Genomic DNA, 24,713 nt, shown 5'->3' with positions numbered 1-24,713 from the left:
GCATGTGTTAGGCACGCCGCCAGCGTTCGTCCTGAGCCAGGATCAAACTCTCAATTTAAAAGTTTACACTTTTAGTTTGAAATGATTAATCTGAGACAACTGTTAAGTTGTACACCAACAATTAAGTTGGTAACTCAAGCTCATTACATACTATTTAGTCTTACGACTAAAAATTTACTTTTTACTAAAGTAATTAACTGGTTTAGCAAAATATTATTTTGCTATTCTTTACCTATTTCTCTGTTTAATTTTCAAAGACCAATTTGTTTTGTCATTAAGTGACGACCTCTACAATTCTACTATTTAATTTTTAAATTGTCAACATATTTTTCTATTTTTTTAAACATTATTTCTAACTTAGAAAATTATTTAACTTTTAAAAATAAACTGCTACAGCTACTCACTCGGAGCGACAAAAACTATTATATCAAATCTCTTAGATACTGTAATTACACTATTATTATATTCCCATAGATTATTCTTATTTTTCGAAATATATCTTTCTTTTTCTCCAATTTACTCATAGTGATACACTAGGTTAGTTATATTGTAATTTTAATGATTGTTCACAAAACACCTCTAGTTTTTATAAGGAATTTATAACTATCCCTTATTTTCATTTGATTTTGCTTCATACAAGGAATATGAATATATAAAAAAAGCTTATTCGAAATAATTTCGAATAAGCTTTTTACTATTTTAATCTTCTGTTTCATTATTTGTTTCATCTTCTGTTTCATTATTTATTTCATCTTCTACTCTATCCTCTAATTCTAATTCATTATCTTCAGTAAATGGAGTTTCTTCAATTTCTTCTTGTAAAGAGTTCTCAACTGTATCAATTGCACTACTACAATTAACCCCTTCCTCACAATTAACTTCGTCACTACAATTAATTTTAGCTATAGCAACTATATTATCTCCTTCTCCACTCCTCATTAAAGTAACTCCCATAGTATTCCTACTTGTAGTTGATATTCCAGCAACATTTAACCTTATAACAATACCATTGCTATTTATAAGTATCATTTCATCGCCATCTTTTACTATTTTAGCACCTACAAGTTTTCCTGTTTTCTCTGATACCTTATAAGTTATTACTCCTTTACCACCTCTATGTTGAAGTGAGTATTCTGAAACTAAGGTTCTTTTTCCGAAACCATTTTCACTTATAACTAAAAGTTCCTCTTCAGGTGTAACAATATTCATAGCAACTACGATATCATCTTGTCTTAGCGTTAATGCCTTAACTCCCGTTGCAGTTCTTCCCATGCCTCTTACATCTTTTTCGCTAAATCTTATAGAATAACCATTTTTAGTAGCAAATAACATTTCACTATATCCAGTTACTATTGCAACTCCGATTAATTCATCATCTTCTCTTAAATTTATTGCCTTTAACCCATTCTTTCTTATAGCAGCATATTTATCAAGTGATGTTTTCTTGACTAATCCATGTTTTGTACCCATTATAAGATAATTATCTTCCGTAAATTCTTTAAGAGATATAACAGCTTGAATTTTCTCGTCGCTCGCTAAAGGTATAATATTAACTAAATTTGTTCCCTTAGCTGTTCTTCCACCTTCTGGAATCTCAAATGCTTTTAATCTAAATGCTTTACCTGTATTTGTGAATAATATAATATTATTATGAGTTGAGGTTATAAAAATATGTTCTACAAAATCATCTTCTTTTGTAGTGACACCTTGTATACCCCTACCCCCTCTTTTTTGAGCGCTATAGGTATCAGCTGGAAGTCTCTTTATATAGCCTGCATGAGTCAATGTTATTACAACATCTTCTTCTTGAATTAAATCTTCCTCATCTAAGCTATATGGATTTTTCTCTATTGCTGTTCTTCTAGTATCACCATATTTATTTCTGATTTCCAAAAGCTCATCATTTATTATTTTAAGAAGTACTGTTTCATCTGCTAATATTCCTTTTAAATAATTCACTGTTTTCATTAATTCATTATACTCATCTTCAATTTTATCTCTTTCAAGACCTGTAAGTCTTCCAAGTCTCATATCAACAATAGCAGTAGCTTGTTTTTCTGATAGATCAAAAGCATTCATTAAACTTTCTTTAGCTTCACTGATACTTTTTGCTGCTCTTATTAAACGAATTACTTCATCAATATGATCTAATGCAATCTTTATACCTTCTAGAATATGAGCTCTAGCTAATGCTTTATCAAGATCAAATTGAGTTCTTCTTCTTATTACCTCTTTTTGATGATCCAAATAATAAACCAAGCACTGTTTTAAATTTAAAGTTTGAGGTTCTCCATTTACAAGTGCTATCATTATAACTCCAAAAGTGTCTTGCATCCTTGTATGTTTAAATAGCCTATTTAAAACTATGTTGGGGTTTGCATCTCTTTTTAGTTCTATAACAATTCTCATACCTTCTCTATCTGATTCATCTCTAAGATCTGATATTCCATCAATTTTCTTATCTTTTACTAAATCTGCAATACCTTCAATAAGTCTTGCTTTATTAACTTGATAAGGTAATTCTGTTACTATAATTGCATTTCTGCCTTTATTTTCTTCAATGTCAGTTTTAGCCCTTACAAGTATTCTTCCTCTTCCAGTTTCATAAGCACTTTTTATTCCTGCTCTTCCTAAAATTATTCCTGCTGTAGGAAAATCTGGACCCTTTATTTTTGTCATTAAATCGCTTATTTCTACTTCTGGATCTTCAATAAGCATTAATACTCCATCTATAACCTCTATTAAGTTGTGTGGAGGTATATTTGTTGCCATACCTACTGCAATACCAGTTGATCCATTAACTAAAAGATTTGGAAATCTTGATGGCAAAACTGATGGTTCTTTTTCTTCCCCATCAAAGTTAGGAACATAATCCACTGTCTCTTTATTAATATCACGAAGCATCTGTATTGTAATTTTGCTCATTTTAGCTTCTGTATATCTCATTGCTGCTGCTGAATCACCATCTACAGAACCGAAGTTACCATGACCATCAACCAAAATACATCTTTGTGAAAAGTCTTGAGCCATTCTAACAAGTGCTCCATAAACCGCAGTATCACCATGTGGGTGATATTTACCTAAAACGTCTCCAACGATTCTAGCACACTTTCTATATCCTTTTTCTGGTGTTAACCCTAGTTCATGCATAGAATATAATATTCTTCTGTGAACGGGTTTAAGACCATCACGAACATCTGGAAGTGCACGACTTACTATAACGCTCATAGCATAATCTATATAGGATTTCTTCATTTCTTTTCTTATATCTACAGGTAAAACTTTTCCCTGATTGTTCATATGTTACACCTCTTTAAACAAAATATTTTAACGACATTTCTGAATATAATTAAATAATCTATACGTCTAAGTTAAGTACTTTCTTAGCATTTTCTTGAATAAATTCTCTTCGTGGTTCTACTTTATCACCCATGAGAATAGTAAATATTTCATCTGCTGCCATTGCATCATCTACACAGACCTGAAGGAGAATTCTCTCTTCGGGATTCATTGTTGTGTCCCAAAGCTGTTCTGGATTCATTTCCCCAAGACCTTTGTATCTTTGTATATCAGTGTTGGAGTCTTTTCCACCAAATTCCAAAAGTGTCTTTTCAAGCTCTTTTTCGCTATATACATACTGCTCTTTTTTACCCTTTGAAACCTTAAATAGTGGAGGTTGAGCTACATATACATGTCCCTCCTCAACTAACTCTTTCATGTATCTATAAAAGAATGTTAGAAGTAATGTTCTAATATGTGCTCCATCTACATCAGCATCTGTCATAATAATAATACGATCATATCTTATTTTTTTCACATCAAAATCTTTACCTATACCCGCACCAAATGCAGTTATCATAGCTCTAATTTCAAGAGATGCTAGCATTTTATCAATTCTTTGCTTTTCAACATTCATTATTTTTCCTTTAAGAGGAAGTATAGCTTGGAATTTTCTATTTCTACCTTGTTTTGCTGAACCACCAGCTGAATCACCCTCGACTAGATATATTTCACATTCCATAGGGTCTTTTGAAGCACAATCTGATAATTTCCCAGGAAGAGTTGTACTTTCAAGTATAGATTTTCTTCTCGTAAGCTCTCTTGCTTTTTTTGCTGCATCCCTTGCTCTAGCTGCATTTAATGACTTGTCTATTATATTTTTACCTAGCTCAGGATTTTCCTCTAGAACATTACTGATAGCCTCACCAACTATGCTATCAACTATGCCTCTTACTTCACTATTGCCAAGTTTAGTTTTTGTTTGACCTTCAAATTGAGGATCTGTAAGCTTTATAGATATTACAGCTGTAAGACCTTCTCGTACATCCTCACCAGATAAGTTTTTATCATTATCTTTTAAAAATCCAAATTTTTTAGCATAATCATTTACTATTCTAGTTAGTGCGTTTTTAAAACCAACTAGATGTGTTCCACCTTCTACAGTATCTATATTATTCGCAAAAGAAAATATATTTTCTGTGTATGTATCATTGTATTGTAATGCTATTTCAACAATATAATCATCCTTACTTCCTTGTATATATATAGGCTCTGGATGAACTTTACCCTTATTTCTATTTAAATACTCTACGAAGGATTTTATTCCTCCCTCATACAAAAATTCTTGCTTTTTATCTTCTCTTTCATCTTCAAGGGTTATTCTTATACCTTTATTTAAAAAAGCTAATTCTCTTAATCTTTGAGAAACTGTTTCATAATCAAAATCTATTTCCTCGAAGATTTCTGCATCAGGAGCAAAATATATTTTTGTCCCATGTTCCTGCGTTATTCCTATTTTTTCAAGTGTACTAGTAGTTTTTCCTTTTGAAAAAGTTTGCTTCCATATTTCGCCATCTACCTTAATTTCTACTTCACAAATTTCAGATAGCGCATTAACTACAGATGCGCCAACACCATGAAGACCACCTGATACTTTGTATGCTCCACCACCAAATTTCCCACCAGCATGAAGTACTGTCATTATAACTTCTACAGTAGGTATTTTCATTTTATGATGTATTCCTATAGGCATACCTCTACCGTCATCTATAACTGTTATAGAATTATCTGCATGTATAAAAACATTAATATTCTTACAAAAACCTGCCATTGCCTCATCTATGCTATTATCTACAATTTCATAGACTAAATGATGAAGCCCACGAATACTAGTGCTTCCTATATACATACCAGGTCTTTTTCTTACTGCCTCTAATCCTTCAAGTACTTGTATTTGACTTTCGTCATAAATATTATTTAATTCCATGAATGTTCCTCCTAATTTACTCTAAAGCGCATAATATACAGTTTCTGTTCTCTTAGCTAGTGTTTGAGATGATATTGGTGAAAAATATATTTTACTTTTTTTATCTACCTCAGCTATAACAAATGATTTAGACATATTCTTTGTTATTCTTTCTACAAAACCATCTTCTTCTGCCATTCTTAAAAATTGATTAGTGTCCGAACTGTACATAGTAGTTTCCATGTCAAATATACCTATAATGTCTTTTATAGGTACTACAACATTTTCCCCTAAATGTAAAAACATACGATACCCTCCTTAATATTAATACTATCTTATTTAAATCTATGTAATTTCTCTTAATTCACCTGATATAACCTCAAATATTTTACTTTCAGAATTTAAATGTTTTCTAATATCATTGATACCAGTGCAAGTAATTAATGTTTGAACTTCACTAATAGAATTTAATATATATTCTTGCCTTTTTGTATCTAATTCAGACAAAACGTCATCAAGTAATAATACTGGGTATTCTCCAGTTAATTCTTTTATTATTGCTAGTGCAGAAAATTTAATAGTTAAAACTGACGTTCTTTGTTGTCCTTGCGATCCAAAAATTCTAGCATCGTTGCCGTTAATATCTATAGAAAAGTCATCTCTATGTGGGCCTATTGATGTTGTTCTAGTTTCTATATCTCTTTTTCTATTTTTACACAGAAGAGAATACAATTTTTCTCCTATGTTATCAGATCCTTTTATGGGTGTTAGATACTTAATTTCTATTACTTCACTATTAGACGTTATATCACTATGTATTTTTTTTCCTTTTAAATTTAATTTTTCTACATAAGTAATTCTATCTTTTATTATAACCGCACCAAACTCACTAAGCTTTATATCATATACATCTATAATATCATCGTTTGTATTCCATTTCTTTATAGCCAGATTTCTCTCATTTAGAATTTTTTTATATTGAGTTAAGCTATAATAGTAACGGCTGCTTAACTTACATAGTTCTATATCTAAAAATTTTCGTCTATGTGAAGGTGAGTCTTTAACAATATTTAAATCTTCGGGAGAAAACATAATCACATTGAAACTTCCTACAAGCTCCGATAGTTTTAAAACCTTTATAGAATTAATATTTATTCCTTTTTTACCTTCTTTAAAAATCTTTATTTCTATCTTTTTATCTAATCTAGTTTTACATACATAAAGCTTTATATATGCTTCTGTGCCATTCCAGTTTATTAATTCTTTATCTCTATTGGTTCTATGAGACTTAGCCAAACTACAATAATAAATCGCTTCTAAAATATTTGTTTTACCTTGTGCATTATCTCCTACAAATACGTTGGTGCCTTTATTTAATTCTATACCTAACTTGTCAAAATTTCTAAAATTCATGAGTTGTAAATATTTTACATACATATAATCACCTATAATGATTATAACATATATATATATAATTATATTATTTAATATGTATAATTATATTCTTAAAATTCTTTTATAATAAGCATAAATTGTGCACCGCAGAATGTTTAATATTTCTACGGTGCATTTATATATTTTAAACTATTTTATAAGACTCATTATTAAACTCAATTATGTCACCTTTATTTAATTTTTTACCTCTTTGAGTTTCTATTTCACCATTTACTTTAATGTCCTCATTTTTTATATAAAATTTTGCTTCTGAACCTAAACAAGCTATTCCAGCCCATTTTAGAAAAGAATCTAATTTTATTATATCTGTCTCTATCTTTATTTCATTCATTTTAAAACCTTCTTCCCACAAATATTATTATAAATATATTTTTTTGTTAATTATTTGTAGCTCTTATTCTTACTGGTAATACCATATAAGTACAATTATTTATTTCCTTATTTTTTACCACACAAGGATTAACACCGCTAGAAAACTCCATAATGATTTCTTCCTCTTCCATGATTTTAAGTAGTTCTATTAGGTATTTAGAGTTAAATGCAATTTGCAGAGGCTCTCCTTGCAAAATTATATTTATTTCTTCTCTAGCCTTTCCCAATTGAGAATTAGATGTAATTACCATGTTATCTTCTTCTATATTAAATTTAACTAAATTTGTATTTCCCTCTTTTGCCATAAGAGATGCTCTTTCTATACAGTTTAGAAGTTCTGCTCTTTTAGCTGTTATTTTTAAATTATATTCTTCAGGTATTATTGAACTATATTTTATGAACTCACCTTCCAGGAGTCTTGATATAACCTTTGTTCTACCAATGTTGAATAGTATATGGTTTGGAGTGAATGTTATATTAACATTTTCATCGGTTTCTTCTAGTATTTTTGATACTTCGCTTAATGTTTTACCTGGTATTACAGCATTTATACTATAATCGTTATCTACACTTTCACTTCTAAAAGCTACTCTATATCCGTCTAGAGCTACAAGATTAAGCTTTTTGTCTTTTATTTCTAACAATACTCCTGTAAGAATTGGTCTAGTTTCATCTTGAGCAACTGCAAATATAGTACCTTTCATCATATTTTTTAATACTTTTTGAGAAATAGAAAAAATCATATTTTCTATTACATTAGGTAAACTCGGATAATCATCACTATTCATGTGTATTATAGTTGCGTAAGATTTTTGGCATACTATTTTAATCGAATTATTATCATCAGAAGATATCTCTATTGTACTATTAGGTAATTTTCTTATAATTTCACCAAAAAGCTTAGAATCTAGTACTACACTTCCATCTTCAATAACGTCTGCAGTAATTTTAGCTTCAATGCTTAAATCGATATCTGATCCTATAAGCGTTATCTCTTTATTTTTTGCAATTATTAATATTCCTTGTAGTATAGTCATAGTTGATTTTCCAGTAATAGCTTTTTGTACATTTGAAATAGCTTCTTGTAATACGTTTTTTTCGCATATAAATTTCATTAAAAAAAGGCCTCCTTGTCCACATGGGAAATTAATTAAAGATAGGTAAGATACTAATCAAAAATAGTAGTAATAGTAGTAGGGGCTGTTGATATGTTAATAACCTATGCTAGGCTTTAAGCCTGAACAATAATCCATCTAACTAAATGTGGACATGTATGCAAAAAAAAACCACAGTTATCCACAGTATCAACAGTTGAAGCTTATGTATTATTTTATACACAGGATTATATATAACTAGTATCAACAATTGTTAGTAACATCAGTTAATACAGGCATTATGCTACTTTTGACTTATCTTTTTAGTAAGTTCTGTTATGTTATCTTGTAAATTTTCATCTTCTTTAAGACCTTTAGATATTTTCTCGCAGGCGTGTATTACGGTTGTATGATCCCTGCCTCCAAATTCTTCTCCTATTTTAGGTAGTGACATATCTGTAAGTTTTCTGCACAAATACATTGCAATTTGTCTTGGAAAGGTTATGTTTCTAGTTCTTCTTGAAGATTTAAAATCTTCAACTTTTAAATTAAAATAGCTAGAGACTATATCTTGGATTAGTTCAATAGTTACTTGTTTTGAATTTCGATTAGAAATAATATCTTTAAGTGCTTCAGAAGCTAAATCTATACCAATTTCTTTATTAGTTAGTGAAGAGAAAGCTACTATTCTAATAAGAGCTCCTTCTAGTTCTCGTATATTAGATTTTATTTTTGTTGCAATATACACTAGGACCTCATTAGGAATAACTAAATTATCTACATCAGCTTTCTTTTTTAGAATAGCAATTCTAGTTTCAAAGTCAGGGGCTTGTGTATCGGCTATAAGGCCCCATTCAAATCTAGATCGAAGTCTGTCTTCTAGAGTAGGTATTTCTTTAGGTGGTCTATCACTAGATAATATAATTTGTTTATTTGCTTCATGAAGATCATTAAATGTATGAAAGAACTCTTCTTGAGTACGTTCTTTACCTGCAATAAATTGAATATCATCAATTAAAAGTACATCTACATTTCTATACTTATTTCTAAATTCTACGTTTTTGTCATCTTTAATAGAATTGATAAGTTCGTTTGTAAATTTCTCAGAAGATACGTATACCACCTTAGATTTAGGATTATTAGCCAATATATAATGACCAATAGCATGCATTAAATGTGTTTTACCAAGACCAACTCCACCATAAATAAACAGTGGGTTATATGCCTTAGCAGGAGATTCAGCTACAGCAAGAGAGGCTGCATGAGCAAATCTATTACTATTTCCAATTACGAAAGAATCGAAGGTATACTTCGGGTTTAACGTTGCAGACATTTCGTCATTAACCATTAAGCTATTCCTTTCGGCTTCTCGTTTTGATTTAGGTGACTCTATTTCTGCTACTTCTTCAGATAATATAAAGAATTCTATCTTATATGTTTTAGATGTAAGTAATTTTACAGCATTCATTATTAAATCTTTATATCTATTTTCTAGAATGTCTTTGGTAAAATTATTAGGAACACCTAATTTAAAAGTATTGTTATCTAAGGCCATAGGTTCTATACTTTTAATCCAAGTATTAAAACTAACTTCTGTAAGTTCGCCTTTTATTATGTTTAAGGTTTTTTCCCAGATATCTTTAATTTGGGTGCTCATTTTCTATCCTCCAGTCAATTAAAAAAAAATTTTATGTAACAGTAAACAATGTATAAACAAAGTTATAAACATTAAATTTATAACTTATAACTTGTTAATAAGTAGCATTAAAAATATGCACATGTTAATAACTTTGTTAATATTTTTGATTGGACTTAAATTACTAACAATATAAAAAAAAACATATCAACATATTAAATAACGAATAAATCTACTTATATAGCTAAAAACAGATAAAAGGTATAAATTTTGGACAATATTGTAGGAGTTATTCACAATTTTGTCCACAACTTGTGAATAACTTTATTTTTATATAGGTTATTCACAGCCCATTCTTATATAATATCAAAAAAAAGCAAGGTGTTCAAGAAGTTATCCACAAAAAAATATATAAATTTAAAAAATATCAACAATATTAATAAAAATGCTTATCTTGACATTACAAGGCTATGAATATATAATCTAATAGTAAAACTATAAATATGCGATTGTAACGTGATTGCTATAATGTAAGATTTAAAACGAGGGGGTGTAGTAGATATGTTCATGACTTACCAACCAAAAAAGAGACAAAGAAAGAAAGAACACGGATTTAGAAAGAGAATGAAAACAGCTTCTGGCAGAAACATTCTTAAAGTAAGAAGACAAAAAGGTAGAAAAAGATTGACAGCATAAGGGCCGCTAATGTGGCCTTTTTCTGCAATTTGCGGAAAAGAGGGCGGCTAATTTGAACATTAACGTGAAGAAATACAGAATTAGAAAGAATGCTGAATTTAGAACAGTATATAGGAGAGGAAAATCTTTTTCTAACGTATCATTAGTTATATATATTTATAAAAACGGTAAAGATATTAATAGATTAGGAATATCTGTGAGTAAAAAAGTTGGAAATAGTGTAATTAGAGGTAGAGTAAAAAGACTTATTTCTGAAAGCTATAGGCTTAATAGTGAGGGATTAAAGGCTGGGTATGATTTGGTTTTCATTGCAAGAAATCCTTCCAATTCTAAAAATTATAAAGAAATAGAGAGTGCACTTAAAAATTTGCTAAAGAAGGCAGGTTTGATTAATAATGAAAAAAATATTTATACTGGGCATTAAACTTTATAGAAAATATATATCACCTGTTAAAAGGCCTTGTTGTATATTTTACCCTACATGTTCTCAGTATACTTTAGAAGCTATTGAAAAATATGGAGCGCTAAAAGGCTCTATTATGGGAGTAAAGAGAATACTCAGATGTCACCCTTTTAATAAGGGTGGATTTGATCCAGTTAAATAACCATTCGGGAGGTTTTTTATTTGAATTTTGATTTTTTAACCGTTCCACTTGAAAAGCTATTTTTCTTTATACATAGTGGAGTGCACAGTATCATACCTATTGAAGATGTATCTTTTGGATTAACAATAATTGTTTTTACAATTTTAATAAGGGTGTTATTGTTACCATTAAGTATTAAATCAACAAAATCAACTGCTAAAATGGGTGCAATTGGACCAGAAGTTAAAAAAGTCCAAGCAAAATATAAAAGTGATCCGCAAAAGTCTCAGCAAGAAGTTATGAAACTTTACAAAGAAAATGGAGTAAATCCAATGGGTGGATGTTTGCCAATGATTATTCAAATGCCTGTTTTATTTGCTATGTTTTATGTATTTAGAAACTTAGATATGAATGGCGCTGGTTTCTTATGGATGAAGGATTTAACATTAAAGGACCCTAAGATGATATTACCAGTATTATCTATGGTTACAACATATTTTTCATCAAAAGTTATGCAACCAAAAGTAGTAGGAGACGATTCAAAATCTAAACAAACGTCAACAATGAATGTTGTAATGGCTATTTTTATGGGATTTATGAGTCTTAACTTTCCAGGGGCATTAGTATTATATTGGGTGTTAAATAACATACTACAAATACTTCAAACACTGTGGATTAATAAATTAGATGATTCAAAAAAAAAGATTTAACACAAGTGCCTAATAATTTTGATATTTAGAAAGGCGGGTGTAGTACAATATGAAGGTTATAGAAATGATGGGAAAAACCGTAGAGGATGCAATTAATAATGCATTGAATGAGCTTAAAGTTACAAGAGATAAAGTAGAAGTTAAAACCATAGATGAAGGTAGTAGAGGGTTTTTAAATATTATAGGGGTAAAACCTGCTAAAATTGTAGTGTCAGTAAAAAGAGATATTTTATTTGAAGCAAATATTTTCCTTACTGATGTACTTAAAGCTATGAATATGGAAGCAGAAATATCACTTAAAGAAGTAAATAATGAAATCAAAATTAACTTAATTGGACCTAATATGGGACTATTAATAGGATATAGAGGCGAGACTTTAGACTCTCTTCAATATCTTGTAAGCTTAGTTGTAAACAAAGATCATAATGAAGAATATAGAAGAGTAATATTAGATACTGAAAATTATAGAGCAAAAAGAGAAGAGACTCTAAAAAGACTTGCGTCTAAAATTGCCTATAAGGTAAGGGCTAGTGGTAGAGTATTAAAACTTGAACCTATGAATCCTTATGAGAGAAGAATAATACACTCTACGCTTCAAAATGATTCATATATTTATACCTTTAGTGAAGGTGATGAACCATATAGAAGAGTAGTAGTTGATTTAAAGAAAGCCTAAGGGCTTTCTTTTTAAATTATAAAAATAATTATAATGATGTAATAAAATTACAGAAACTATATAGATATAATGTGCTAATGAGGATATAATAATAGATACGCATAAAATTAGGAGGTAGTATTTAATGAAAGAATTCGATACTATAGCTGCAATAGCAACTAGTATAGGTGAAGGTGGTATATCTATAATTAGAGTGTCTGGTGATAAGTCTATAGAAATAGTAGGCAGTATATTTATAGGCAAAAATAACAGAAGACTTCATGATTTAAAACCTTACACCATGAGATATGGTCATATTATTGATAAAAATGGAAATAGATTAGATGAAGTTATTATTTCCTATATGAAAGGTCCCAAAAGCTTTACGGCAGAAGATACTATTGAAATAAATTGTCATGGTGGAGTAGTCGGTACTAATATAATTTTGAAAGAAATTATTCGCGCAGGGGCAAGAATGGCAGAGCCAGGAGAATTTACTAAAAGAGCATTCCTGAATGGTAGGATTGATTTAAGTGAGGCTGAAGCAGTTATAGACATAATAAGGGCTAAGACAGAACTAAGTTTAAAATCAGCCCTTATGCAATCAGAAGGTACAATTTCCAGGGAAATAAAAATCATAAGAAATAAATTACTTACTGTGATTGCACATATAGAAGCTACAGTGGATTATCCTGAAGAGGATATGGAAGAAGTAACTGCAGAAATGGTAAATGAAGATGTTACTGCATTAATAAGTGAAATCGACATACTTTTAAGTACTGCAGACGAAGGTAAAATTTTAAGAGAAGGCTTAAGCACTGTTATAGTTGGAAAACCTAATGTAGGAAAATCGTCACTACTTAATGCTCTTGTTAAAGAAAAAAGGGCTATTGTTTCCGATGTTCCAGGTACTACAAGGGATGCAATAGAGGAATATATAAGTATTTGCGGTATACCAATTAAAATAGTAGATACTGCAGGTATTAGAGATACAGAAGATATAGTTGAAAAAATAGGAGTAGAAAAATCAAAGGAAAAAATTGATGAGGCTGATTTAGTTATCTTAATTTTAGATCTAAGTAGTAAGATTTCTAATGAAGATAGACAAATCATTGAATATATAAAAGATAAAAAATATATTGTACTATTAAATAAAAGTGATTTAGGTGGTAAAATAGACGAGAGTGAACTGAAAAATCTTAAATCAAAATATATAACTAATGTTTCTATAAAAACAGGTGAAGGATTAGATCATGTTAAAGAATACATTAAAGACTTATTTTTCAAAGGTGAAATAAAAACTGAAGGAATATTTGTTACAAATAATAGACATAAACAGGCTTTAATAAGAGCAAAAGAAAGTTTGGAATCATCATTAAAAGCATTAGAATATACTAAGGCTATAGATTTGGCATCAATTGATATACGAAATGCATGGACGAATTTAGGTGAGATTACGGGAGAATCCTTAGAAGAAGATATTATACATAAGATATTCTCGGAATTTTGTCTAGGAAAGTAGGGATAGATATGAAATATATTGCAGGAAATTTCGATGTTGTAGTTATTGGGGCTGGTCATGCAGGTTGCGAGGCAGCGCTGGCAGCTGCAAGAATGGGATGTAAAACACTAATTTGTGCTATAAATTTAGATAGTGTTGCATTAATGCCTTGTAACCCCAATATTGGTGGAACTGCTAAAGGACATTTAGTAAGAGAAATAGATGCTCTTGGTGGTGAAATGGGAGTGAATATTGATAATACATTTATACAATCTAGAATGTTAAATACGTCCAAAGGTCCAGCTGTCTTTTCGCTTCGAGCACAGGCGGATAAAAAAGCGTACACTGAAAGAATGAAAAATGTATTAGAAAAACAAGAAAACTTATATTTAAAACAATTAGAAGTAGTTTCTATAGATGTAATGAATGGAAAAGTTGAAGGTGTTCTTACGAAAAATGGGGGGTACTTTGAGACTAAGGCTGTTATTATTGCTTCCGGAACATATTTAAAATCAGAAATAATAATTGGAGATCTTAGATTTGAAGAAGGTCCTAGTGGACTTCTTCCAGCTAACAAACTTTCTAAATCCTTAGAGGAAATAGGGATTAGACTCCGAAGGTTTAAAACAGGAACTCCAGCTAGAATAAATAAACGATCAGTTGATTTTTCCAAAATGGAAGAGCAATGTGGAGATAGGTCGATAGTTCCATTTTCATTTATAAGTGAAGATATAAATAGGGAACAGGTATCATGTTATCTGACCTATACAAATGAAAATACGCATAATGTAATTAGAGAGAATATTGGTAGGTCGCCACTATATAATGGATCTATTTCTAGTACGGGACCTAGATATTGCCCTTCTATCGAAGATAAAGTAATGAGATTTGCGGATAAGCAGAGACACCAAATATTTATTGAACCTGAGGGTGAAACTACTGAGGAAATGTATGTTCAAGGTATGTCAAGTTCACTTCCTGAAGAGGTTCAGATTGAAGTATTAAAAACTGTTCCAGGACTTGAAAATGTAGAAATTATGAGAACTGCTTATGCAATAGAATATGATTGCATATATTCCACGGATTTAAAACTTACATTGGAATTTAAAAACACTAGCGGATTATTCTCAGCAGGGCAAATAAACGGTTCCTCAGGATATGAAGAAGCGGCAGCTCAGGGGCTTATGGCAGGAATTAATGCTGCACTTATTATTCAAAACAAGGACCCATTAATATTAAAAAGATCTGATGCGTATATAGGAGTTTTAATTGATGATTTAGTTACTAAAGGTACTAATGAACCATATAGGATGATGACATCAAGGGCAGAGTATAGATTGCTTCTAAGGCAAGATAACGCTGATTTAAGGCTAACTGAAATAGGATATGGGGTAGGCCTTGTTAAAGAACATAGATATGATTTATTTGTGAAAAAGAAAATGCAACTTGTAGAAGAAATTAATAGAATTAAACACTTACAAATCACAAATAAAAAAGAGATAGAGGAATTTTTGATTTCTTGTAACTCTACACCACTAAAAAAGCCCATTAGCCTATATGAGCTCATAAAAAGACCAGAGCTTGATTATTATAAAGTTTCAAAACTTGATATTGATAGGCCTAAATTAGATAAATATGTACAAGAGCAAGTTAACATTGTTTCAAAGTATGAAGGGTATATCCAGAAACAATTAGAACAAATAAAACAATTTAAGAAGTTTGAAAACAAACTTATACCAAAAGATATAAATTATGATCAAATAAAAGGGTTAAGGATAGAGGCTATGCAAAAATTAGGTAAAATCAAACCGGAAAGTATAGGTCAAGCTTCTAGAATATCAGGGGTATCACCTGCAGATATGACTGTTTTAATGATATATATTGAGCAACAAAATAGAATTAAAAATAGTTTGATACCTAAAGTTAATATTTAAGTTATAAAATGAACATGGAGGTGGAATATGGAATACTTTGATATATTAAATGAGGCTAGTAATAATGTAGGGCTTGATTTTACTGAAAAAAAATACCAACAATTTATGAGATATAAAGATCTTATAAAAGAATGGAATAAAAAAATAAACTTAACAGCTATAAAAGAAGATGAAGATATAGTAAAAAAACATTTTATTGATTCTATGAAAGTTTTTAATTTTGAGGAGCTAAAGAGTGCGAAAAGTGTAATAGATATAGGGACTGGAGGTGGGTTTCCTGGTATACCTATGAAAATAATGAAACCCGAAATAAATATAGTCCTATTAGATTCACTGAATAAAAGAATTAAATTTTTAAACGAAGTAATTAAGGATTTAAATCTAAAGAATATTAGTGCAATTCATGGTAGGGCAGAAGATTTTGCACAAGAGCATCAGTATAGAGAAAAGTTTGATGTTGCAGTTTCAAGGGCTGTTGCTAATTTAACAGTTTTAAGTGAATATTGTATACCCTATGTAAAGGTTGGAGGATATTTTGTTGCAATGAAGGGACCTGCCGCTGAAGAGGAAATTAAGTGTTCACAAAATGCAATAAGGAAATTAGGTGGACGAATAGAACATATCGAAAAAGTGCAAATTGAAGACAGTGATTTAAAGCATAATCTTATAATAATAAGTAAAATTTCTGTAACTCATAAGCAGTATCCTAGAGGTGCAGGTATAGTTTCTAAAAATCCGCTGTTATAATGTCATAATTTGTCATACGATTTAATAAAAAAAAAGAAGGATATTAGACAGAAAGAGAGAATTGTTAATATAAGGAAAAAACTTGAGGGATGGTATATTATGCAAAACAACGTTAATTATGTATCTATTGAATTAATTTCACCAAATGTTTATCAGCCTAGAAAGCATTTTAATGAAGAAACTATTGAAGAACTGTCGCAGTCAATTAAATCTTATGGAATAATTCAACCACTAACAGTTAGAAAGAGTGGAGAAACTAGATATGAATTGGTAGCGGGAGAGAGAAGACTAAGAGCAGCAAAAAAAATAGGACTAGAGCAGGTTCCAGTAATAATTATAGATATTACAGATAAAGATTCTGCTGCAATTGCATTATTAGAAAATTTGCAAAGAGAAGATTTAAATTTTTTGGAAGAAGCAGTGGCTTATTCTAATCTTATTCAAGATCATTCCTACACACAAGAAAAGTTAGCTCAAATAATAGGAAAAAAACAATCAACTATAGCTAATAAACTAAGACTTTTAAAACTAGATAAAGAGATAACTAATGTCTTGGTAGAAAACAAACTTACTGAAAGACATGCTAGAGCACTTTTAAAATTACCCAATATAAACATTCAAAAGAAAGTGCTTAAAGTAATTATTGATAAATCACTAAATGTTAAATATGCAGAACAACTTATTGAAAGAGAATTATTAAAGTTATGCAGAGATGAAGTAGCTGTGGGGGGAAAGAAAAAAATCAAAGGAATTTTTGCTCCTAGAGTATATATAAATACGATTAAACAAGTTTTTGATAAGTATGGGATAAATGCAGAATATAGATCTAAGGAATTAGAAGATAGTATAGAAGTTACAATAAAAATACCTAAAAAATAACAAATATATAAAAAAGAGAATGTTTCACGTGAAACATTCTCTTTTTTTATATTTTTTTTGAGAAAAGACTATTAAATTGTGGTACATAAATATATAATAGCTTTAGAGAATATAAAGAGCTTTATATTCTCTAAGGAATTTTATATTATAAAAAAAAACTTTATAGCGAAAATAACTCATGAAAATAAGAATAATATTACGAATGGTAGGTGTAGTCATGAAAACTATATGTATTTTCAATCAAAAGGGTGGGGTAGGTAAAACTACTACGAATATAAATCTATGTGCATATTTAGCTATGCAAGGCAAAAAAGTTTTAACAATAGATATTGACCCTCAAGGTAACACCACAAGTGGATTGGGTTTTGATAAAAAAAAGATAGATTTATCAATATATGATTTATTAACATCGGATATTTCAATAAGAGAAACTATAAAAGAATGTGAACTAATAAAGAATCTATACGTAGTACCTTCTACAATGGAGCTTGTAGGTGCAGAAGTAGAATTAATCAATACAAGTAATCGTGAAAATATGCTAAAGAAAAAGCTAAAAGAAATTGAGGGTGAATTTGACTATATTTTTATAGATTGCCCTCCGTCACTTGGAATATTAACTATAAATGCACTTACTGCTTCAGATACTGTACTTACACCTATTCAATGTGAGTTTTACGCTTTGGAAGGTGTTGGTCAACTAATTAACACCATAGGGCTTGTTAGAAAATCTTTAAATAAAAAGCTGGAAATTGAGGGTATAATTTTAAGTATGTATGATAATAGAACAAAACTTTGTAATGAGGTTGTACTAGAAGTAAAAAAATATTTTAATAATAAAGTTTACGATACAACTATACCTAGAAATATAAGATTGGCAGAATCACCAAGTTTTGGACTTCCAATTATGTTGTATGATGATAAATGCAAGGGTGCAGAGGCATATGCGGAATTAGCAAATGAATTTTTAAATAGACAAGGGAGATGATTAGTGTTGAGCAAAAAATTTGGGCTAGGTAAGGGTCTTGGTGCTTTAATACCAGAAGAAGAATTTGCAGAGGATGGTTCCTCAATTATAAAAATATCTATGAATTTGATAAAAGCTAACAAAGATCAACCAAGAAAAAGTTTTGATCCTGGGAAAATATCTGAATTGGCACAATCAATAAAAGAACATGGTGTGATACAGCCTATCATATTAAATAAAGAAGGTGATATATATGTAGTTATAGCAGGTGAAAGAAGATTCAGAGCAGCTAAAAGTATTGGGCTAACTAATATACCAGCAGTCATAATGAATGTAGATAACAAAAAAATATTAGAAATATCATTAATAGAAAACATTCAAAGAGAAGATCTAAATGCTATTGAAGAAGCAATAGCTTATAAGAAACTAATAGTAGATTTCAATCTTACGCAGGAAGATATTAGTAAAAAGGTGTCCAAGTCAAGAACAGCTATAACAAATTGTATGAGATTACTAAACTTAGATGAAAGAGTTCAAGATTACATAATAGATGGGGTAATATCTGAGGGGCACGGAAGGGCAATACTCGGAATAAACGATAAACAAATACAATATGAAATTGCGCAAATGGTTATAGATGATAGTCTCAATGTTAGACAAACAGAGAAAGTAGTGAAAAATTTTGATAGCGAAAAAAAGGTAAAAGTAGTGGAAAAACAAAACAATATATACTATAAAGATGTATTGAATAAGTTAGAGAATCATTTTGGCACTAAAGTTTTTATAAACTCTAAGAATAAAAACAAAGGTAAAATAGAAATTGAGTATTACTCAGAAGAAGATTTTGAAAGAATTTTAGAAGTTTTTAATATATAATGTTTCACGTGAAACATAATAGGAAGGATGTAATTTAAAATGCAGAGTATATTTAATTTTATAAGTAATGCAGAGGTATATATAATACTATCTCTTATAGTTGTTGTTTTTATTTTAACAGTAATAATTATAATGACATATAGGTTTTTAAATAAATTAGAGAACAAATATAGAAAACTAATGAGAGGGGTAAATAAAAAGAATTTAGAAGATGTTGTTATATCATATTTAGATAAAATTGATGAAGTTAAAGAAGAAAATGATGTTATGAAACAAATGTTTAATGGATTAAATGGGCAGCTAAAAACTTGTGTTCAAAGGACTTCAATTATAAGGTATAAAGCTTTTGAAGATGTTGGGAGTGATTTAAGTTTTTCAATAGCACTGCTTGATGGAAACCAAAATGGGGTTATATTAACCAGTATATATGGTAGAAACGAAAGCACTACTTATGCTAAACCGGTGGATAAAGGGATATCTAGGTATGACTTATCACAGGAAGAGAGCAAAGTGTTAGAGCAAGCTATGAATTCTAAATAAAAAATATGAATATAGTATAATAAAAAATCTCTTTTAGGACAGAATAAAAACAAAGGGGTTTTTTTATGGTAATATGTATTTCACAAGAACTTGTAATTTTACAAGATGAGCTAATTAAAAGAGGTCATACAGTAATAAATAATAGAGAAAATAATGTCTGTTGTGACGCAATTATATGTAATCTTAAAGACGGTGGACTAATAAAATTGAATATGCAAAATAACATTAGAAGAGAAGGAACACTAATCATTGATAGTGGAAGTAAAACTATTGATGAAATAGAATATATATTGTGTAATAGAGTGTATAGTAATATTTTTTAAAATCACTTCTGGTATGGTTTTAGATTAACGAATAAATATGTACAAACATTACTAAAAATATATTTAGAAACATAAATCGAAATAACAAGTAAAGTATAACGTTATATTTTACTTGTTATTTCTTTAAACATACTGGAATTAAATTTCAACATCCTTTATAGTTGATTCATTATAAAGAGAATTAAATCTTCTTCCACCTATAGATTTGAGTATTGAATGATATAAACCGTTTGATATAGCATCAGCAAGCATCATAACTGTATACAATCTTGTGTTTTGAAGTACCATAAATTCAAAGGCACCAGATATATTTACAACGCCTGTTATGCTTAGGTCACCCACTTTAGGTAGATCTTTATTCATAGCTGCCCCAGGGCTTAAGGGCTTTTCCTCAACAATGATTTTACCTACATTTTGCAAACTACCTAGGCAAGCATCAATTGCAATAATATAAGGATTGGTGTAAGAATAGTTAATTTCATCAATTGTTTCACATAAATTTTTAGCATGTACTGGACATTCAAGACTACCATAAACATGGATTTCATTTCTAACTAAAAATTTAAGCTTATTTCCAACAAGGGGGCCTAAACTATCACCAGTAGACCTATCAGTACCAATACATAAAACTACAATAGGACGTGAACATTTAGCTATGGGAATAATATACTGACTTATAATATCTCTTAACTTATAAGTGCAATCTTTGGACATAGAATCTAAAATAACTTTATCTACCATAAAAAAACCTCCTATTTGGATTTTATCCATGTAGGAGGTTTTTTATTCTACAAAACTTCAACTTTTTTCAATATATTGTAAAACACTACTAAAAACATGCAGAATAACATTCCAAGAATACCGTTTGCTCGGAGTCCTATAAATATAGAGGCTAAAACCGCTACGGGATGAATTCCTAGTGAGGTAGATACAATTTTAGGTTCAATAATTTGTCTTACTATAGTGATAATTATATAAGATATTAAAAGGCCTAAAGCTGCTACATAATTATGCGATATAAAAAATATTATTATCAAAGGAAGGTATATAGCTCCTATACCAAAAATAGGTAATAAATCCAATACTCCACACAATATACTTAGTGTAACGGCATACTTAACTTTAAAAATTAAAAAAACAACTAAGGTTTCTAAAAATGTTATAGTGATTATTAATAAGTAAGAAAGTAAATAATTTTTAAACATTTTTTTTGATTCTTCAAAAATGGAGGTTATTCTATCTCCGTTTTTACTAGGAATTAAATCTGATAGTTTTTTAGTTGAAGATGATAAATCTTTTGTGAAGAAATATGTGGCAAGTAAAGTAAATAATAAAACCATTAGAATATAGGGTATAGCGGAAACAAAACCTAAAGTCTGTGAAAATATTTTTGTGGAGGCATCAAAACTAATATTTATGGTTTTAGTAATATACTCAGTGATATTTGACTCGATATTACTGAGTATACTTGGATCTAGATTTTTATAATAATTTTGCATATTTATTAAAAAATTGACTATGCTATCTTTGTTAGAAGATATATATAACTGTATATTCTTTGCCAGTTGTATTGTTTCGGAAGTTAGAGTAGTAATTACTAAAGTTAGTAATACAACAATTATTGTGAAAAAAACTGTTGTAGTTAATAATGATGCTACAGTACTTTTAACATTAAATTTTTCCATTAAATATTTTGTTGGAATTTTAAGAATTAACGCTAAAATAAGAGCTAGTACAAAAGGAAGGGTGTAGTCTATTGTTCCAAAAAATATTACAAAAATGAAAGTATACAAAATAAAGAATATAGCTAATTTATCAATTTTTTGTAGAAATTTATCCATGTAAAAAATCACACCTTTCTTATAATAGTACTTAGGGAATTCAGAGTATAATTAATGTCCTTAATATCGTTAAAAGGCCCAATACCAAATCTTAAAGTGCCACATGGATATGTACCTATGGTTTTATGAGCTAGTGGTGCACAGTGGAGGCCAGTTCTTGTTATAATTCCATATTCACTATCTAGTAGAAATCCCAATTCTGAATTGTCAATTTTTGTAGAATTAACAGAAATGGTTGCTGTTCTTTTAGAACTATCGGTTAATCCATAAATTTTAATGGAGTCTATATTTAATAATCCGTCTATAAATTTCTTTAATAAGTATTCTTCATGCTCTCGAATTGCGTCTATACCTTGAGTATTAATAAAATTTATACCTTCTAAAAGACCTGCTATACCGGGAGCGTTTTGAGTCCCACTCTCGAATTTATCAGGTAAAAAATCTGGTTGACTAATACTTGAAGAAAGACTACCAGTTCCGCCCTCCATAAATGAAGTACATGCTTCATTTAGAGTGTCGTCAATTAAAAATCCGCCAGTACCCTGAGGTCCGAGTAAACCTTTGTGGCCAGTAAAGGCTAGGGCATTACAATTTAACTTGTAGAAGTCTAAGGGTATTACTCCAGCAGTTTGTGCAGAGTCTATGATGAAAAAGATACCTTTTTCTTTACATATTTTACCTATAGCTTCGAGTGGTTGAATACTTCCAATAATATTTGAGGCATGAGATAGAACTACGAGCTTCGTATTAGGCTTAATTGTATTAACAAAATCATCTATGTTGATAAGGCCTTGTTTTGAACAGGGAACAATGTCTAATTCTATAATACCATTTTCTAAAAGACCGTTTAAAGGTCTTAGCGACGCGTTGTGATCCATTGAGGATGTTATTACATGCCAACCACTTTTTACCACTGTTTTTATAAGTGTATTTAATGAAGTGGTAATGTTTGGTGTGAAAATTACATTCTCAACTTTATCAAAGTTAAAAAAGTCCATTAATGCATATCTACAATTTAAAACAACTTTATTTCCTGCAAGAGACGCAGTGGTTACTCCTCTCCCGGGATTTGTTCCCACGTTCATCATATAGTTCATCATCGAAGTATAAACCGCTGATGGTTTAGGAAATGTAGTAGCTGCATTGTCTAAATATATTTTCATAGTTCCCTCCAATTTCTTTAAAAAAAAACAATAGTATTACTATATTTTATAGAAAGTGTAATATCTATTAATATTATCAATAACAAGATAAATTTTGTTTTGATATAATTTATAATATAAATAGTTTATAATAATATTATATGAGAGTGTATTCTATAATTTTATATCTAATAATTACATTATAATTACATATTTATTAATTAACGTATAATAGAATATTATAATCTAAAGCGTGGTAAATGTATATGAAATTAGAAGTTTTCCTAGAGAAAGGGGTGTGAAAGTTTTAAGTTAATTATTAAAAATTAATTTGAAACGTAAATAATATGAATAATATAATAGATTGTAAGGGTTTAAAATGTCCAATACCTGTAGTTAAGACTAAAAAATATTTTGATTCAATAGAAAGTGGAGATAGTACAATAATTGTAGATAATTTAGTTGCTAAAAAAAATATAGTAAAACTAGCTGAAGGCAGTGGATATAAGAGTATTGTAGAAGAAAAAGATAAATTATATTATATAAAAATATCTAAAGAAAAATGTGAAGTCTTAAACATTGAAACTAAAGAAAAGAAAAAATTTACTTTGGTTTTATCTAGTGATAAGCTAGGCCTTGGGGATGATAAGCTTGGAGATATGCTTATGAAAAGCTATATATATGCACTATCAGAAGCAGATTTAATACCTGATGATTTACTTTTTATTAACGCGGGGGTAAAGCTTACTATAAATAGTTCACCGGTACTTGATAGTTTAAAACAGCTAATACAAAGAGGAACAAACATATTAGTTTGTGGGGTGTGTATTGATTTTTATAATCTAAAGGACGAACTTGCTCTTGGAGAAATATCAAACATGTACACCATAGTACAATTAATGAATAATGCAGACAAGACTATAAAACTATAATACATGGAATAGGGTGAAATACATTGAATAAATATTATATAGTAACATTTCAGAATACACTTGAAGCTATGAAAGCAGAAAGAGAAGCTTTAAAAAAACAAATTGTGTTAATAGTTATTCCCACACCTACTTATATAACTAAGAGCTGTGGTATTAGCTTGAAAATAGGAGATGAAAACATTCAAAATATAATTGAACTTATAGAATCAGAAACTATAAAAGTTAAAGAAATTTTTATTCGAGATGGAGAGAGTGTAAAAGTTATGACCATATAGTTATGGAATTTAAAGGTGGGATGTGTAGTGAAAGTTTTTAATTTAGGAGACATTGTTGAAATGAAAAAAACTCACCCTTGTGGCAGCAAGAACTGGGAAATTATAAGGTTGGGTGCGGATATAAAAATAAAATGTTTGGGTTGTGCAAGGATAGTTATGCTTCCAAGAATAAAATTTGATTCAGCTGTAAAGAAAGTCATAAAAGAAAACCCTATAAAACAATAATAATAATAATACCTTGTTTTTTTTGTTGATAGGTGATATAATTTATTCTTGTAATCCCTGCCGTGCAATGCATGGCCGTTAGTCCGA

At 29.6% G+C, this 24,713-nt stretch carries 26 protein-coding genes and 1 rRNA gene; 16 read left to right on the top strand and 11 right to left on the bottom strand.

Annotated elements, in window-relative coordinates:
* The 8 genes from ACREWB_RS10570 to dnaA all read right to left on the bottom strand — a co-directional run.
* Positions 1-58: ribosomal RNA gene (locus ACREWB_RS10570) — 16S ribosomal RNA — on the bottom strand; the annotation flags it as partial.
* A gap of 641 nt (positions 59-699) precedes the next feature.
* Positions 700-3,300 (bottom strand): DNA gyrase subunit A, encoded by a 2,601-nt coding sequence (gene gyrA, locus ACREWB_RS10565; protein ID WP_431547406.1) that lies wholly within the window; start codon positions 3,298-3,300, stop codon positions 700-702.
* Positions 3,301-3,358: 58 nt separating this feature from the next.
* A complete protein-coding gene (gene gyrB / locus ACREWB_RS10560; RefSeq protein WP_431547405.1) occupies positions 3,359-5,266 on the bottom strand; it encodes a DNA topoisomerase (ATP-hydrolyzing) subunit B in 1,908 nt (635 codons plus the stop codon).
* 21 nt (positions 5,267-5,287) lie between these two features.
* Positions 5,288-5,551, bottom strand: a complete 264-nt coding sequence (gene remB / locus ACREWB_RS10555; protein ID WP_431547404.1) for an extracellular matrix regulator RemB — start codon at positions 5,549-5,551, stop codon at positions 5,288-5,290.
* Positions 5,552-5,590: 39 nt separating this feature from the next.
* A complete protein-coding gene (gene recF, locus ACREWB_RS10550; RefSeq protein WP_431547403.1) occupies positions 5,591-6,682 on the bottom strand; it encodes a DNA replication/repair protein RecF in 1,092 nt (363 codons plus the stop codon).
* Between the two features lie 142 nt (positions 6,683-6,824).
* Positions 6,825-7,031, bottom strand: a complete 207-nt coding sequence (yaaA, locus tag ACREWB_RS10545; RefSeq protein WP_431547402.1) for a S4 domain-containing protein YaaA — start codon at positions 7,029-7,031, stop codon at positions 6,825-6,827.
* A gap of 46 nt (positions 7,032-7,077) precedes the next feature.
* Positions 7,078-8,187, bottom strand: coding sequence for a DNA polymerase III subunit beta (gene dnaN, locus ACREWB_RS10540; protein ID WP_431547401.1), 1,110 nt, complete (start codon positions 8,185-8,187; stop codon positions 7,078-7,080).
* A 283-nt stretch (positions 8,188-8,470) separates the two neighbouring features.
* A complete protein-coding gene (gene dnaA, locus ACREWB_RS10535; protein WP_431547400.1) occupies positions 8,471-9,823 on the bottom strand; it encodes a chromosomal replication initiator protein DnaA in 1,353 nt (450 codons plus the stop codon).
* Positions 9,824-10,363: 540 nt separating this feature from the next.
* On the opposite strand from dnaA, the gene rpmH reads away from it, so the two are divergent.
* From rpmH to ACREWB_RS10470, 13 genes are all read left to right on the top strand, one after another.
* Positions 10,364-10,498, top strand: coding sequence for a 50S ribosomal protein L34 (rpmH, locus tag ACREWB_RS10530; RefSeq protein WP_431547399.1), 135 nt, complete (start codon positions 10,364-10,366; stop codon positions 10,496-10,498).
* A 64-nt stretch (positions 10,499-10,562) separates the two neighbouring features.
* Positions 10,563-10,922: a ribonuclease P protein component gene (gene rnpA / locus ACREWB_RS10525; RefSeq protein WP_431547415.1), complete on the top strand. Its 360-nt coding sequence runs from the start codon at positions 10,563-10,565 to the stop codon at positions 10,920-10,922.
* Positions 10,894-11,103: a membrane protein insertion efficiency factor YidD gene (gene yidD, locus ACREWB_RS10520; protein WP_431547398.1), complete on the top strand. Its 210-nt coding sequence runs from the start codon at positions 10,894-10,896 to the stop codon at positions 11,101-11,103. Before rnpA ends, yidD begins: the two co-directional genes overlap by 29 nt.
* Before the next feature lie 20 nt (positions 11,104-11,123).
* Positions 11,124-11,792, top strand: a complete 669-nt coding sequence (yidC, locus tag ACREWB_RS10515; protein WP_431547397.1) for a membrane protein insertase YidC — start codon at positions 11,124-11,126, stop codon at positions 11,790-11,792.
* 49 nt (positions 11,793-11,841) lie between these two features.
* Complete coding sequence (gene jag, locus ACREWB_RS10510; protein ID WP_431547396.1) at positions 11,842-12,468, top strand: RNA-binding cell elongation regulator Jag/EloR; 627 nt, start codon at positions 11,842-11,844, stop codon at positions 12,466-12,468.
* Positions 12,469-12,592: 124 nt separating this feature from the next.
* Positions 12,593-13,969, top strand: a complete 1,377-nt coding sequence (gene mnmE, locus ACREWB_RS10505; protein ID WP_431547395.1) for a tRNA uridine-5-carboxymethylaminomethyl(34) synthesis GTPase MnmE — start codon at positions 12,593-12,595, stop codon at positions 13,967-13,969.
* An 8-nt stretch (positions 13,970-13,977) separates the two neighbouring features.
* A complete protein-coding gene (mnmG, locus tag ACREWB_RS10500) occupies positions 13,978-15,882 on the top strand; it encodes a tRNA uridine-5-carboxymethylaminomethyl(34) synthesis enzyme MnmG (protein ID WP_431547394.1) in 1,905 nt (634 codons plus the stop codon).
* A 27-nt stretch (positions 15,883-15,909) separates the two neighbouring features.
* Positions 15,910-16,629: a 16S rRNA (guanine(527)-N(7))-methyltransferase RsmG gene (rsmG, locus tag ACREWB_RS10495; RefSeq protein ID WP_431547393.1), complete on the top strand. Its 720-nt coding sequence runs from the start codon at positions 15,910-15,912 to the stop codon at positions 16,627-16,629.
* Positions 16,630-16,728: 99 nt separating this feature from the next.
* Positions 16,729-17,508: a nucleoid occlusion protein gene (gene noc, locus ACREWB_RS10490; protein WP_431547414.1), complete on the top strand. Its 780-nt coding sequence runs from the start codon at positions 16,729-16,731 to the stop codon at positions 17,506-17,508.
* A gap of 217 nt (positions 17,509-17,725) precedes the next feature.
* Entirely contained in the window at positions 17,726-18,493 is a 768-nt protein-coding gene (locus tag ACREWB_RS10485; protein ID WP_431547392.1) for a ParA family protein, read from the top strand.
* A gap of 6 nt (positions 18,494-18,499) precedes the next feature.
* On the top strand, positions 18,500-19,348 hold the full coding sequence (locus ACREWB_RS10480; RefSeq protein WP_431547391.1) for a ParB/RepB/Spo0J family partition protein: 849 nt from the start codon (positions 18,500-18,502) through the stop codon (positions 19,346-19,348).
* Between the two features lie 39 nt (positions 19,349-19,387).
* Complete coding sequence (locus tag ACREWB_RS10475) at positions 19,388-19,888, top strand: DUF4446 family protein (RefSeq protein WP_431547390.1); 501 nt, start codon at positions 19,388-19,390, stop codon at positions 19,886-19,888.
* A gap of 65 nt (positions 19,889-19,953) precedes the next feature.
* On the top strand, positions 19,954-20,211 hold the full coding sequence (locus tag ACREWB_RS10470) for a YkuS family protein (protein WP_431547389.1): 258 nt from the start codon (positions 19,954-19,956) through the stop codon (positions 20,209-20,211).
* Between the two features lie 138 nt (positions 20,212-20,349).
* On the opposite strand, the gene yyaC is transcribed toward ACREWB_RS10470, so the two are convergent.
* Genes yyaC through ACREWB_RS10455 form a run of 3 tightly spaced genes read right to left on the bottom strand, consistent with a single transcriptional unit; the run spans position 20,350 to position 23,215 of the window.
* Positions 20,350-20,952 (bottom strand): spore protease YyaC, encoded by a 603-nt coding sequence (gene yyaC, locus ACREWB_RS10465; protein WP_431547388.1) that lies wholly within the window; start codon positions 20,950-20,952, stop codon positions 20,350-20,352.
* Between the two features lie 47 nt (positions 20,953-20,999).
* Entirely contained in the window at positions 21,000-22,052 is a 1,053-nt protein-coding gene (gene ytvI / locus ACREWB_RS10460; protein ID WP_431547387.1) for a sporulation integral membrane protein YtvI, read from the bottom strand.
* Positions 22,053-22,060: 8 nt separating this feature from the next.
* Positions 22,061-23,215 (bottom strand): aminotransferase class V-fold PLP-dependent enzyme, encoded by a 1,155-nt coding sequence (locus tag ACREWB_RS10455; protein ID WP_431547386.1) that lies wholly within the window; start codon positions 23,213-23,215, stop codon positions 22,061-22,063.
* Between the two features lie 326 nt (positions 23,216-23,541).
* On the opposite strand from ACREWB_RS10455, the gene yedF reads away from it, so the two are divergent.
* Genes yedF through ACREWB_RS10440 form a run of 3 tightly spaced genes read left to right on the top strand, consistent with a single transcriptional unit; the run spans position 23,542 to position 24,626 of the window.
* Complete coding sequence (gene yedF, locus ACREWB_RS10450) at positions 23,542-24,126, top strand: sulfurtransferase-like selenium metabolism protein YedF (protein ID WP_431547385.1); 585 nt, start codon at positions 23,542-23,544, stop codon at positions 24,124-24,126.
* Positions 24,127-24,149: 23 nt separating this feature from the next.
* Positions 24,150-24,401, top strand: a complete 252-nt coding sequence (locus ACREWB_RS10445) for a putative Se/S carrier protein (protein ID WP_431547384.1) — start codon at positions 24,150-24,152, stop codon at positions 24,399-24,401.
* Between the two features lie 27 nt (positions 24,402-24,428).
* The gene (locus tag ACREWB_RS10440) at positions 24,429-24,626 is read left to right on the top strand and encodes a DUF951 domain-containing protein (RefSeq protein ID WP_431547383.1); all 198 of its coding nucleotides are present in this window, start codon (positions 24,429-24,431) and stop codon (positions 24,624-24,626) included.
* Positions 24,627-24,713 lie beyond the last annotated feature (87 nt).

It is taken from the genome of Clostridium sp. (genome assembly GCF_050717635.1).
GTDB lineage: Bacteria > Bacillota > Clostridia > Clostridiales > Clostridiaceae > Clostridium_AD.
Note: the sequence above shows the minus strand (reverse complement) of the source record. Positions and strands in the feature narration are given on the sequence as shown.

Bases quoted from the DNA above. Each gene is read 5' to 3' on its own strand.
- gyrA (WP_431547406.1), bottom strand. From the start codon at position 3,300: ATGAACAATCAGGGAAAAGTTTTACCTGTAGATATAAGAAAAGAAATG.
- gyrB (WP_431547405.1), bottom strand. From the start codon at position 5,266: ATGGAATTAAATAATATTTATGACGAAAGTCAAATACAAGTACTTGAA.
- remB (WP_431547404.1), bottom strand. From the start codon at position 5,551: ATGTTTTTACATTTAGGGGAAAATGTTGTAGTACCTATAAAAGACATT.
- recF (WP_431547403.1), bottom strand. From the start codon at position 6,682: ATGTATGTAAAATATTTACAACTCATGAATTTTAGAAATTTTGACAAG.
- yaaA (WP_431547402.1), bottom strand. From the start codon at position 7,031: ATGAATGAAATAAAGATAGAGACAGATATAATAAAATTAGATTCTTTT.
- dnaN (WP_431547401.1), bottom strand. From the start codon at position 8,187: ATGAAATTTATATGCGAAAAAAACGTATTACAAGAAGCTATTTCAAAT.
- dnaA (WP_431547400.1), bottom strand. From the start codon at position 9,823: ATGAGCACCCAAATTAAAGATATCTGGGAAAAAACCTTAAACATAATA.
- rpmH (WP_431547399.1), top strand. From the start codon at position 10,364: ATGTTCATGACTTACCAACCAAAAAAGAGACAAAGAAAGAAAGAACAC.
- yidD (WP_431547398.1), top strand. From the start codon at position 10,894: ATGAAAAAAATATTTATACTGGGCATTAAACTTTATAGAAAATATATA.
- jag (WP_431547396.1), top strand. From the start codon at position 11,842: ATGAAGGTTATAGAAATGATGGGAAAAACCGTAGAGGATGCAATTAAT.
- mnmE (WP_431547395.1), top strand. From the start codon at position 12,593: ATGAAAGAATTCGATACTATAGCTGCAATAGCAACTAGTATAGGTGAA.
- mnmG (WP_431547394.1), top strand. From the start codon at position 13,978: ATGAAATATATTGCAGGAAATTTCGATGTTGTAGTTATTGGGGCTGGT.
- rsmG (WP_431547393.1), top strand. From the start codon at position 15,910: ATGGAATACTTTGATATATTAAATGAGGCTAGTAATAATGTAGGGCTT.
- noc (WP_431547414.1), top strand. From the start codon at position 16,729: ATGCAAAACAACGTTAATTATGTATCTATTGAATTAATTTCACCAAAT.
- ACREWB_RS10485 (WP_431547392.1), top strand. From the start codon at position 17,726: ATGAAAACTATATGTATTTTCAATCAAAAGGGTGGGGTAGGTAAAACT.
- ACREWB_RS10475 (WP_431547390.1), top strand. From the start codon at position 19,388: ATGCAGAGTATATTTAATTTTATAAGTAATGCAGAGGTATATATAATA.
- ACREWB_RS10470 (WP_431547389.1), top strand. From the start codon at position 19,954: ATGGTAATATGTATTTCACAAGAACTTGTAATTTTACAAGATGAGCTA.
- yyaC (WP_431547388.1), bottom strand. From the start codon at position 20,952: ATGGTAGATAAAGTTATTTTAGATTCTATGTCCAAAGATTGCACTTAT.
- ytvI (WP_431547387.1), bottom strand. From the start codon at position 22,052: ATGGATAAATTTCTACAAAAAATTGATAAATTAGCTATATTCTTTATT.
- ACREWB_RS10455 (WP_431547386.1), bottom strand. From the start codon at position 23,215: ATGAAAATATATTTAGACAATGCAGCTACTACATTTCCTAAACCATCA.
- yedF (WP_431547385.1), top strand. From the start codon at position 23,542: ATGAATAATATAATAGATTGTAAGGGTTTAAAATGTCCAATACCTGTA.